We start from the raw sequence: 11,161 nt of genomic DNA, 5'->3' as shown, positions 1-11,161 counted from the left end.
GCGACCGGGGCGGCCTGACCCTCTACAAAGTCCTCCGCGAGCTACAGGCACTACTCGCCACCTGGACAGGCCACTGCCCCACCTGCCGACAGCCCCTCGCCTTAACCACCTAACAAAGCACTACTAGAGGACGAAGCCGTGGGGCAGGGGGTCGGCCGGGTCGAGCAGGTAGTTCGCCGTGCCGGTGATCCAGGCGCGGCCGGAGATCTCCGGGATCACGGCCGGCACTTCGCCGACGCGCGTCGTGTCCACGAGCCGGCCCGTGAAGCGGGTGCCGATGAACGACTCGCTCACGAACTCCGCGCCCAGCGGCAGCTCGCCCCGCGCGTGCAGCTGGGCCATCCGGGCCGAGGTCCCCGTGCCGCACGGCGACCGGTCGAACCAGCCCGGATGGACGACCATCGCGTGCGGCGACGACCGCGCGTCCGCCCCCGGTGCCAGGAACTGGACGTGCTTGCAGCCCGCGATCAGCGGGTCGGCCGGGTGACGCGGCATGCGCTGCTCGTCGACCGCCGCCATGACGGCCAGGCCCGCCTTGAGGATGTCGTCCTTGCGGGCGCGGTCGAAGGGCAGGCCGACCGACGACAGCTCGACGATCGCGTAGAAGTTCCCGCCGTACGCCATGTCGTACCGCACCTCGCCCAGGCCCGGCACGCTCACGGTCAGGTCGTGGCCGAGGGCGAATGACGCGACGTTGCGCAGCGTGACGCGTTCGGCGTGCCCGTCGCGGACCGTTACCCGCGCCTCCACCAGGCCCGCCGGGGTGTCGAGCCGTACGACGGTCTCCGGTTCGGCGACGTCCACCATCCCGGTCTCCACCAGCACCGTCGCCACCCCGATCGTGCCGTGGCCGCACATCGGCAGGAAGCCGCTGACCTCGATGTAGACCACACCCCAGTCGGCGTCCGGGCGCAGCGGCGGCTGCAGGATCGCCCCGCTCATCGCCGCGTGCCCGCGCGGCTCGTCGACCAGGAAGCGGCGCAGGTCGTCCAGGTGCTCCACGGCGTACCGCCGGCGCTCGGCCGCCGTCGCGCCCGGAATCGGCGCCACCCCGCCGGTGACGACCCGCGTCGGCATGCCCTCGGTGTGCGAGTCGACCGCGCTGATCGTACGGATCGATCTCACCGGGCTCTCCTCCGCTTCCTCGCGAGGGCGGCGATCGCGCGGTCCATGTCCGCCTTGACCTGGGCGCGCTGCTCGCCGGTCAGCGGCCCGCGCGGCGGGCGGCAGGGACCGCCGTACCGCCCCACCTTGTCCATGCCCAGCTTGATGGCCTGCACGAACTCCGTACGGGAGTCCCAGCGGAACGCCGCCACCAGCGGTTCGTACAGGTCCCGCGCCTCCTCCAGCCGGCCCGCGACGCCCAGCTCGTACAGCAGCGCCGACTCGGCGGGAAAGACGTTCGGGAAACCGGCGAACCAGCCGGTCGCGCCCATCAGCAGCGCCTCCAGCGTCACGTCGTCCGCGCCCGCGACGACCTCCAGGCCCGGCGCCTTCTCCTGGATCTCCAGGACCCGCCGTACGTCGCCGGAGAACTCCTTGACCGCGACGATGTTCTCGATCTGCGCGATCTCGGCCAGCAGGTCGGGCGTCAGGTCCACCTTCGTGTCGATCGGGTTGTTGTAGACCATGACCGGCAGGCCGACCGAGGCCACCGCCTCGAAGTGCGCGATGACGTCGGCGCGGCTCGCCCGGTACATCGTCGGAGGCAGGCACAGCAGCCCGTCCGCGCCGTCCTCGGCCGCCAGCTCCGCCCAGTGCCGGGCCAGGTGCGAGCCGGGTGCGTGCACGCCGACCACGACGACGGCCCGGTCACCGACCGCCTCGATCGCCGTACGCGCGACCCGGCGGCGCTCCTCGTCGGTGAGGGAGGAGTACTCGCCGAGCGAGCCGTTCGGGCCGACGCCCCGGCAGCCGCCGTCGACCACCCAGCGGCAGTGCTCGGTGTACCGGTCGTAGTCCACCGCGAGCCCGGCGGGCGCGGAGGCGTCCTCACGGTACGGGAGCGCGGTCGCCACGATGACGCCACCGAGCCCTTTGACCTGCTTGTTCAAGTGCCCTCCTTCGGTTCTGCGGGCGGGTTCGCGAGTTCGCCGAGCCGGATGGGCCAGGCGATCGGCCGGTGGTGCGGGTTCGTGTCCAGCAGTTCGGCGAGCGTGGGGCCGCAGATCCGCGCCTGGCAGGGGCCGAGCCCGGCGCGGGTGCCGAGCCGTACGGCACGGGCGTCCAGCCGCGACGCGGCGGCGTCGCGGAGGGTGCCGTAGTCGGTCTCCTCGCAGCGGCAGACGATCGTGTCCGGGCGCAGCCAGCCGGCCCAGCGGCGGCCGATGGGGTGGGCGGCGGCCAGCCGTGACGCGAAGGCGCGCCCCTCGTCGCGCCGCCGCCTCGTGGCGCCAAGCCGTCCGGGCGTGCCGCCGCCCGCCGTCCAGCCGGCCACCACGCCCTCGGCCCGCGCGGCCGGCGCACCGGCGATCCCGGTGACCTCACCCGCCGCGTACACGCCGGGAACGCTCGTCGCCTGGTCCTCATCCACCGCGACGAAGCCGTCGAGGAGCGCGCAGCCCGCAGCGACGGGCAACTCGAGCCGCGGGGTGAACCCGTGGGTGACGCAGAGCGCGTCCACGGTCAGGACCTGCTCGCTGCCGGGCACCACCGACCAGTCGCCGCGGAGCCGCGCGGTGACCACCTCCTCGACGCGGCCGTCGCCGCGCGCCTCGACCACCCCCCGGCCGGTCCGGTACGGGACGCGGCCACGGGCGAGCCGCGCGGCGTACGCGGCGAGCTCCGCGCCCTTGCCCGCCTGCCCGGTGAGCTCCCACGGCCGGCGGGTCCAGCCACGCAGGAGCGCGCCGGCGGTACCCGCCTCCAGCACCCCGAGGACGTGCGCGCCCACGTCCAGCAGCGACGCGGCCACCGGCAGCAGGAACGGACCGGTACCGGCGACCAGTACACGCCCGCCCACCGCGACACGCTCGCCCTTGGCGAGGACCTGGGCGGCGCCGGCGGTCACGACGCCGGGCAGCTCCCACCCGGGAAAGGGCAGCACCCGATCGTGCGCCCCCGGGGCGAGAACCAGCGCGTCGGCCCGGAGAACGCACCGGCGGCGCCCGTCACCGTCCGCGTCCGGCCCACGCACGACGTGCACGCGTGGTGGGCCGGAGTCGCGTCGCTCGAGCGCCCACACCGCGGCCCCGGGCCACCAGTCGCAGCGTTCACTCTCACAGATTCGAAAGGGACGCCTCGCCTCGTACGCGTCGGGCGGCATCCGGTGGTACTGCCCACCTGCCTGATCGGCGGAGTCCAGCAGCGTCACCCGTGCCCCGGCGCGTACGGCGGCGGTCGCGGCGCCGAGCCCGGCCGGTCCGGCACCGATGACGACGACGTGACGCGTCACGGCGTCCCCTTCGTGCGGGGCTGGGTGGTGATCGCGTCGCCGTCGTCCGCCCTGCGGAGGCAGGCGCGTACGTCTCGGGTGCCGTTCACGGTCACCAGGCAGTCGAAGCAGACGCCGATACCGCAGAACACCCCACGTGGGGAACCGGACGGTCCGCGTCGCCACGAGTGGCGGCCTGCGGCGATGAGGATCGCGGCGATCGTCTGTCCGGGCCGGCCGGTCACGGGGGTGCCGTCGACGGTGATTCTCACGCCGGGCGGCTTGTGGGGCATCACGCGGCTCCCCGGCGCAGGACGGCGGGCCGGTCAACGCGGAACGGCGCGGCGTCGACCTCCGGTGTTCGTCCGGTGATCAGGTCGGTGAGGAGGCGCGCGGTGCCCGGGGCCAGGCCGATGCCCGCGCCCTCGTGGCCCGTCGCGTGCCACAGGCCGTCGAGGCGAGGGTCGGGGCCGATGATCGGCAGATGGTCCGCCACGTACGGGCGGAAGCCGCCGTACGCCCGCATCACGGGCACCCCGGACAGGCACGGGAACAGCCGCAGGGCCCGCTCCGCGATCACCGAGAGGATCTCCGGCTGGAGCCGTTCGTCGAAACCCGCGGCGCGGCGTGAGGAGCCGAGCAGGACGGTTCCGGCGGGCGTGGACTCGACCACGGCCGAGGCCTGGAGTTCGGCCGCGTCGCCGCCCACCGCACCCACGTAGTCGGCGTCGTACACCTTGTGGAAGACGGTCGGTGGCAGCGGTGTCGTGACCAGGATCTCGCCGCGCCGGGGCCGTACGTCGATCGGCGCGCCGAGGCTGCGGCTCAGCGCGCCCGCCCACGGGCCCGCGGCGTCGACGAACAGGTCCGCCGTCAACGTGCCGCCCGTGGTGCGGACCGCTCTGAGGCGTCCGCCGGAAACCTCCGCGCCGAGGACCTCGCAGCCGGGCAGCAGCGTGGCGCCCTCGCCTAAGGCGGCGTCGAGCAGGGCCTGGGCGGCGCCGGCGGGCTGGACCTGGGCGTCGTCCGGATAGTGCACGGCCGCGGTGACGTCGCGGGTGAGGTACGGCTCGGCGCTCGCGAGCCCGGCCGGGTCGAGCGGCTCGGCGCGTACCCCGGCGGCCCGCTGGGCGGCGGCGAACGCGGTGAGCTCGCGGGCGCCCTCCCCGGTGGTGGCCACGACGATGCCGCCCTTGGCCTGCCACTCCGTGCCGTCACCGGCCACCTCGGGCCACAGCCGCCGGGAGAACTGAGCCAGCCGGAGTTCGGGGCCGGGCCCCTTGTCGGAGACGAGGACGTTGCCCTCGCCGTGCGCGGTGGTCGCCCCGGCCGCGCCGGCACGGTCGACGAGGGTCACGCGGACACCGGCGAGAGCGAGCTCACGGGCGCACGCGGTGCCGATGATCCCCGCGCCGATCACGATCGCCTTGATCCGTTCGATGAACCGAACGTAAGACGGCTATCGCGGCGAGTCAACGCGCTCCGGCGGCGCTGTCGTGCGGCCGATCGAACGAGAGGGAGTACCGGCGGGCCGGACGCCACGTGCCCGTCGCGAACCTGCGCCGGGCCCGTACGGCGCGGAACCTGTCGCTGTCCGAGCTCTCGCAACCGGAGGCCGACCTGTCGCTGTCCGAGCTCTCGCAACCGGAGGCCGACCTGTCGCTGTCCGAGCTCTCGCAACCGGAGGCCGACGCGGGCGACCGATGACCGAGCCGGTGCCCGTGCCCGACCCGTCGCGCGGCGGTGGCCCGACCGTGGTGCGCGGCACGGAGGTGGAGGTGCTGCGCGGCGACCGTTGCGCTTGCGCTCGGCCTGGTGTTCCGCCGCCCGCTGACACAGCTTCTCGGCCGGGTGCACAAGCTGCGGTGGGGAGAGAAAGAAGCGGAGCTGACGGGCCTCGTGGAGGCCGCCAGTGACGTACAGGAGGCCGTGAAGGCAGCCGCCAGCCCGCTTCCCCAGGACGGTACGGAAAGCGAACACGCACGCCGTGAACGGATCGAGCGCCTCATGCGGGACGCCGCCACATGGGGTTTCAACCTGAGCGCCGTTCTCGGACTCAGGAAGATGCCTGAAATGCGACTCCAGTGGAGCGCGGACCAGCCAGTGATCGTCACAGATCTCTTAGCGCCATCCGAACCTGAGCAGCCGCCGGTCGACATGGACGTCGCCTTTGACGACTGGCTCGCGGGCGCCCTTGCCAAATTTCATGACGACAATAAGCGCCGCCGAAAGTGACGGTCCAACCCCGCCGCTCACGCCGCGGCCCAGCCGCGTCTCGGTCGGGACCCGCGCGAGGTTCACGCGGTGGCATCCCTGTGGCCGTGGCTGTCCGCGCCGACCGAACGTCGCCCCATTCGATGGACGCCGTCTCTCGCGAGTCCGGTACCAGCCGTGCTTGCCGACAGTCCACCGGCGCCACATGGATCAAGAGGATCTCGGCACGGACGGCAACGGCCCGGCCGAAGGATCTCGGCCGGGCCGTCGAACGTGGGCAGGGGAACCCGCCGGTGCGGACCGTCAGTGCATCGGGACCGCGGCCGGACCGTCGGAGCTCGCGTCCGGGCGGTGGCGGGGCAGGAGCAACGCCGGCAGGAAGGCCAGGGCCAGCAGGCCGACCGACCACCAGTAGGTGTTCTGGAACGCCTCCGCCATCGGGCCGGCGATCTTCTGCATGAGCGCCGGCGGGATGTTCTGGGTGGCGGACAGGCCGCCGCCCGACGAACCGCCGCCGAGCTTGTCGGACAGGTTGTTGGCCAGCAGGACCGACATCAGGGCGGTGCCGATGGAGGCCGACACCTGCTGGATGATGTTCAGCATCGTGCTGGCGCGCGGCACCTCGTCGTGGACCAGGGTCTGGATCGCGGCGGCCATGGTGGGCATCATCGTCAGGCCCATGCCCAGACCCATCACGAACAGCACCGAGCCCAGCGCCCAGTACGACGTGTCGGCGTGCAGCAGGCTCGTGAAGCCCGCGACCGACGCCACCACCACGACCAGGCCGATCAGCACGACGCGGCCCGGGCCCATGCGGTCGGTGAGCTTGCCGCCGATCGGCATCGTCACCATCGCGCCGATGCCCTGCGGGGCGAGCAGCAGGCCCGCGGACAGCGCGCTCTCCTGCCGTACGACCTGGTAGTAGAGCGGCAGCAGCAGCATCGCGCCCATGAACGCGCACATGAACAGCACCATCGTGCCGGACGCCGCGGCGACCGAACGCCGCTTGAGCAGGCGCAGGTCGATCAGCGGGTTGCTCGCCGTGAGCGCGCGGACCGCGAACAGGACCACCAGCACCGCGCCCGCGATCGTGGTGATGAGGACCTCGGCCGAGCTGAAGTCGCCCTTCTGCGCGCCCTTGGCCAGGCCGTAGATGAGCGAGGCCAGGCCCGGTGACAGCAGCACGACGCCGAGCACGTCGAGGCGCTCACCCGGACGCGGCGTGTCGCGCTTGAGGATGCGGGCGGCCAGGAACAGCGCGACGACGCCGATCGGCAGGTTGATGAAGAAGATCCAGCGCCAGGACACGTCGTCGACCAGGTAGCCGCCCAGGATGGGACCGCAGATCGGGCCGAGCAGCATCGGGACGCCGACGATGCTCATGACCTGACCCACGCGTTTCGGGCCGGCGGCCTGTGTGAGGATCGTCATACCGGCCGGCATGATCATGCCGCCGCCCAGACCCTGCAACACCCGGAAGGCGATCAAAGACTCGGCCGACCAGGCCATGCCGGCCAGCGCCGATCCCATCACGAAGAGCGCAATCGAGATCATGTAGAGGCGTTTGGTGCCGAACCGGGCGGACGCCCATCCCGTGAGCGGGATCACCGTGGCGAGCGCCAGCGTGTAACCGGTGGCCACCCACTGGATCGTGGACAGCGGAGATTTGAACTCGCCGGCCAGATCCTTGATCGCGACGTTGACGACGGTGACGTCGAGGATCGACATGACCGCGCCGAGCACGACGACCGTGGCGACGGCGAGCACGCCCCGGTCGAGCTTCCCCGACGAGCCGGACGCCTCAGGTGGGTCGTTGGTGACCTCAGGTGAGGAAAGGGTGCTCAATGAAGGATTCCAATCGTCAATGCGCGGGGGGACCGCTGTCTTCAAGATGGTGCGGCAACATGATGGCGGGGAGCACTGACATTTTGGCAAACGAATTAGCCGCGCTGGTCAGGACCCCTCTCCTAGGGAGCGCCCCGCGCGACGCCCCGCACACCATCGCTCGCGGGCAGTGAGGAGCACGCCGATGAAAGCCGCCGATGTCGTCTTCGCCGGGGGTCCGGTGCACACCGTCGACGCCGCCCGCACCCGCGCCACGGCCGTCGCCGTACGCGGCGAGCGGATCGTCGCGGTCGGCCACGACGAGGTGCGCGACCTGGTCGGGCCGGATACCGAGGTGGTCGACCTGGCCGGGCGGCTGCTCGTGCCGGGCTTCCAGGACGCGCACGTGCATCCCGTCGGCGGCGGCCTCGAACTGGGCCGGTGCGACCTCAGCGGCGCGGTGACGCTGGAGGAGTACCGGCGGCGGATCCGCGCGTACGCCGACGCGCACCCGGACCTGCCGTGGATCACCGGCGGCGGATGGTCGCTGGAGACCTTTCCCGGCGGCACGCCGACCCGTACGGAACTCGACGCGCTGGTCCCCGACCGGCCCGTTCACCTCGCCAACCGCGACCACCACGGAGCCTGGGTCAACACCCGCGCCCTGGAGCTGGCGGGGATCACCGCCGCCACCCCCGATCCGGTGGACGGGCGCATCGAGCGCGAGGCCGGCGGCGGCCCCTCTGGGATGCTCCAGGAGGGCGCGATGCGCCTGGTCGGCGACCTCGTGCCCGCTCCGACGGCCGAGGAGGAGCTGGAGGCGCTGCTCCGGGCGCAGGCGCTGCTCCACTCGTACGGGATCACCGCCTGGCAGGACGCGATCGTCGGAGCGAACCCGGTGACCGCCGACGGGGCGCCCGCGTACCTCGCGGCCGTGCGCGACGGCAGCCTGACCGCCCGCGTCGTGGGCGCGCTGTGGTGGGACCGTGCCCGTGGCGCCGAGCAGATCTCCGAGCTGGTCGAGCGCCGCGAGCGGCTGACCGGCGGCCGCCTGCGCGCCACGAGCGTGAAGATCATGCAGGACGGCATCGCGGAGAACCACACGGCCGCGATGCTCGGCCCCTACCTCACCGCGTGCGGCCACGCGTCGGACAACGCGGGCATCTCCTTCGTCGACCCGGAGGCGCTGCGCGCGTACGTCACCGCGCTGGACGCCGCCGGCTTCCAGGTCCACTTCCACGCGCTCGGCGACCGTGCCGTACGCGAGGCGCTGGACGCGGTCGAGGCGGCGCGGCGGGCCAACGGCTGGACCGACACCCGACCGCACCTGGCCCATCTGCAGGTCGTGCACCCCGACGACGTGCCGCGGTTCCGCGCGCTCGGCGCCGCCGCGAACCTGCAGCCGCTGTGGGCGGTGCACGAACCGCAGATGGACGAGCTGACCATTCCCTTCCTGGGCGCCGAGCGCGCCGCCTGGCAGTACCCGTTCGGCGACCTGCTGCGGGCCGGGGCCACTCTCGTGGCGGGCAGCGACTGGCCCGTCAGCAGTCCCGACCCGATCCAGGGCATGCACGTCGCGGTGAACCGGCGGCTTCCGGGCGCCACCGCGCCGTCGTTCCTGCCCGGCCAGCGGCTCGACCTCGGCACGGCGCTGGCGGCGTACACCGCGGGCGGCGCGTACGCGAACCATCTCGACGACACGGGCACCATCGCGCCGGGGATGCTGGCCGACCTGGTCGTCCTCGACCGCGATCCGTTCGCCGGGCCGCCGGAGGAGATCGCCGCGACCCGGGTGCTGCGGACGTACGTCGGCGGCGAACGCGTGTACGCCGCCGACGACGCGTGACGCGGGCCCCGTGTGCCGGCGGGCGTCTCGTCCTAGAGTCCTGGGTGTGGCAGACGTCGAGGGATTCTGTGACGAGCGTTTCGCCGCGGTGCGCGAGGCGCTGACCGCGAACCTGGCCGGCGGCGCCGACGTGGGCGCGTCGGTCGCCGTGTACCTCGGTGACGAGCCGGTCGTCGACCTGTGGGGCGGGCAGACCCACGACGGTCCGTGGCGGCGCGACACCATCACGAATGTCTGGTCCATCACCAAGACGATGACCGCGCTGTGCGCACTGATACTGGCCGACCGCGGTGAGCTGGACTTCCACGCGCCGGTCGCGCGGTACTGGCCGGAGTTCGCCGCGGCGGGCAAGGAACGCGTGGAGGTCCGGCACCTCATGGGCCACACCGCCGGCCTGCCGAAGTGGACCGGCCGGTTCAACGGCGCCGACCTGTACGACTGGGAGAAGGCGACGTCGCTGCTGGCCGCCCAGGAGCCGGAGTGGGAGCCGGGCACCGAGTCCGGCTACCACGCGCTGACGCAGGGCTACCTCGTCGGCGAGGTGGTGCGCCGGATCACCGGCCGGACGCTCGGCACGTTCTTCCTCGAGGAGGTCGCCGGCCCGCTCGGCGCCGACTTCCACATCGGCCTGCCCACCGAGCACGACCACCGGGTGGCCCACGTCATCCCGCCCGAAGACGCCCCTCCACCGGCCCCGCCGCGGCACATGGCCGAGGTGAGCTGGACCACGGAGTGGCGCCGCGCCGAGATCCCCGCCGCCGGGGGCCACGGCAACGCCCGGTCGGTGGCCCGGATCCAGTCGGTCATGGCCACCGGGGGCGGCTCGCTCCTGTCGGCCGCGGGCTGCGAACGCGTCTTCGAACAGCAGTCCGACGGTGTCGACCGCGTGCTCGGCACGTGGGTGCGGTTCGGCCTCGGGTACGGCCTGCCCTCCCGCGGCCTGCCGCTGCCGAACCCCCGCACCGTGGCGTGGGGCGGCTGGGGCGGCTCGGTCGTCGTCGCGGACCTGGACGCCGGGATGACCGTGTCGTACGTCATGAACCGCATGGCCGGCGGCCTCACCGGCGACGCCCGCGGCGCCGGTCTCGTCCTCGCCGCGTACGCCGGACTCGCCGAGACCTGACCGTACGGCACCGGGCCGCTGAGCCGGCCGGTGCGCCGGACGCCGCCCCATGCAAAGAGTCTTTGCAAAAGCTCTTTGCGAGTGCTTATGATCAACGGGTGGCAGATCGTCCTCCGGCTCAGCAGATCACCGACGCCGCGGCGATCCGGCTGCTCGCGCATCCACTCCGGCGCAGGATCGAGGAGTGCCTGCGTGATGGGCCGGTGAACTCCGCGACCCTCGCCCGGGCGCTCGGCGAGAGCACCGGAGCGACCAGCTACCACCTCAGGCAGCTCGCCAAGCACGGCTTCATCGAAGAGGTGCCGGAGCTGTCCAAGGGACGGCAACGCTGGTGGCGCGCCGTGCCCGCTGATCGCCGGTTCCCGCCGTACAGCCGTCAGACACCGGAGGTGCGTGAGGCGCTCTCGGAGATGATGCGACACAACGTCGCCGAAGTCGTCGAGCTGGTCTCCCGCTTCGCCGCCGACCCCGAGGCGCTGGGCGAGTGGGCGGATGCGTTCTTGTTCTCCCGCGCCACCCTTCGTCTCACCCTCGACGAGGCGAAGGAGTTCTTCGAGGAGTACATCGCGATGATCTACCGCTTCTCCCGATCGACGGAGGAGATGCCTCCCGGCGCACGCCCGGTACACGTCCGGCTGCTCGGCGTCCCCGAGGCGGCCGCCGCCGAACCCGCGGAATGACCCGGGTCGCCGAGCCTGCACGCTCGGCGACCCGGTGAGCGGAACCCGTATCACCACGCCCTCGGCGGGCGTGTCTTCGCGTACACGAATCCCAGAGAAAG

Annotated in this window: 11 protein-coding genes; 5 read left to right on the top strand and 6 right to left on the bottom strand. The window is 72.8% G+C overall.

Going from position 1 to position 11,161, the window contains the following annotated elements; all coding sequences use genetic code 11:
* Positions 1-123: 123 nt before the first annotated feature.
* Genes QSK37_RS44765 through QSK37_RS44745 form a run of 5 tightly spaced genes read right to left on the bottom strand, consistent with a single transcriptional unit; the run spans position 124 to position 4,793 of the window.
* Positions 124-1,125 (bottom strand): proline racemase family protein, encoded by a 1,002-nt coding sequence (locus QSK37_RS44765; protein ID WP_285634093.1) that lies wholly within the window; start codon positions 1,123-1,125, stop codon positions 124-126.
* Positions 1,122-2,054 carry a dihydrodipicolinate synthase family protein gene (locus QSK37_RS44760; RefSeq protein WP_285634090.1) on the bottom strand — a complete coding sequence of 311 codons (933 nt, stop codon included), beginning with the start codon at positions 2,052-2,054 and terminating at the stop codon, positions 1,122-1,124. Before QSK37_RS44760 ends, QSK37_RS44765 begins: the two co-directional genes overlap by 4 nt.
* Positions 2,051-3,394, bottom strand: coding sequence for an FAD-dependent oxidoreductase (locus QSK37_RS44755; RefSeq protein ID WP_285634087.1), 1,344 nt, complete (start codon positions 3,392-3,394; stop codon positions 2,051-2,053). Before QSK37_RS44755 ends, QSK37_RS44760 begins: the two co-directional genes overlap by 4 nt.
* A complete protein-coding gene (locus QSK37_RS44750) occupies positions 3,391-3,666 on the bottom strand; it encodes a (2Fe-2S)-binding protein (protein ID WP_285634085.1) in 276 nt (91 codons plus the stop codon). The genes QSK37_RS44755 and QSK37_RS44750 overlap by 4 nt, the downstream gene beginning before the upstream one ends.
* On the bottom strand, positions 3,666-4,793 hold the full coding sequence (locus QSK37_RS44745) for an NAD(P)/FAD-dependent oxidoreductase (RefSeq protein ID WP_285634082.1): 1,128 nt from the start codon (positions 4,791-4,793) through the stop codon (positions 3,666-3,668). The genes QSK37_RS44750 and QSK37_RS44745 overlap by 1 nt, the downstream gene beginning before the upstream one ends.
* A 122-nt stretch (positions 4,794-4,915) precedes the next feature.
* On the opposite strand from QSK37_RS44745, the gene QSK37_RS44740 reads away from it, so the two are divergent.
* Both QSK37_RS44740 and QSK37_RS44735 read left to right on the top strand, forming a co-directional pair.
* Entirely contained in the window at positions 4,916-5,080 is a 165-nt protein-coding gene (locus tag QSK37_RS44740) for a hypothetical protein (protein ID WP_285634079.1), read from the top strand.
* Between the two features lie 108 nt (positions 5,081-5,188).
* On the top strand, positions 5,189-5,608 hold the full coding sequence (locus QSK37_RS44735) for a hypothetical protein (RefSeq protein WP_285634076.1): 420 nt from the start codon (positions 5,189-5,191) through the stop codon (positions 5,606-5,608).
* Positions 5,609-5,890: 282 nt separating this feature from the next.
* Here QSK37_RS44735 and QSK37_RS44730 read toward each other — a convergent pair whose 3' ends face one another.
* Positions 5,891-7,432 carry a DHA2 family efflux MFS transporter permease subunit gene (locus tag QSK37_RS44730; protein WP_285634074.1) on the bottom strand — a complete coding sequence of 514 codons (1,542 nt, stop codon included), beginning with the start codon at positions 7,430-7,432 and terminating at the stop codon, positions 5,891-5,893.
* A 184-nt stretch (positions 7,433-7,616) separates the two neighbouring features.
* Here QSK37_RS44730 and QSK37_RS44725 point away from each other — a divergent pair, with 184 nt between their 5' ends.
* From QSK37_RS44725 to QSK37_RS44715, 3 genes are all read left to right on the top strand, one after another.
* The gene (locus QSK37_RS44725; protein ID WP_285634071.1) at positions 7,617-9,257 is read left to right on the top strand and encodes an amidohydrolase; all 1,641 of its coding nucleotides are present in this window, start codon (positions 7,617-7,619) and stop codon (positions 9,255-9,257) included.
* A gap of 46 nt (positions 9,258-9,303) precedes the next feature.
* Positions 9,304-10,380 carry a serine hydrolase domain-containing protein gene (locus QSK37_RS44720; RefSeq protein WP_285634069.1) on the top strand — a complete coding sequence of 359 codons (1,077 nt, stop codon included), beginning with the start codon at positions 9,304-9,306 and terminating at the stop codon, positions 10,378-10,380.
* Between the two features lie 98 nt (positions 10,381-10,478).
* The gene (locus QSK37_RS44715; RefSeq protein WP_285634066.1) at positions 10,479-11,060 is read left to right on the top strand and encodes an ArsR/SmtB family transcription factor; all 582 of its coding nucleotides are present in this window, start codon (positions 10,479-10,481) and stop codon (positions 11,058-11,060) included.
* Positions 11,061-11,161 lie beyond the last annotated feature (101 nt).

The sequence above is a fragment of the Actinoallomurus iriomotensis genome (genome assembly GCF_030269445.1).
GTDB lineage: Bacteria > Actinomycetota > Actinomycetes > Streptosporangiales > Streptosporangiaceae > Actinoallomurus > Actinoallomurus iriomotensis.
Note: the sequence above shows the minus strand (reverse complement) of the source record. Positions and strands in the feature narration are given on the sequence as shown.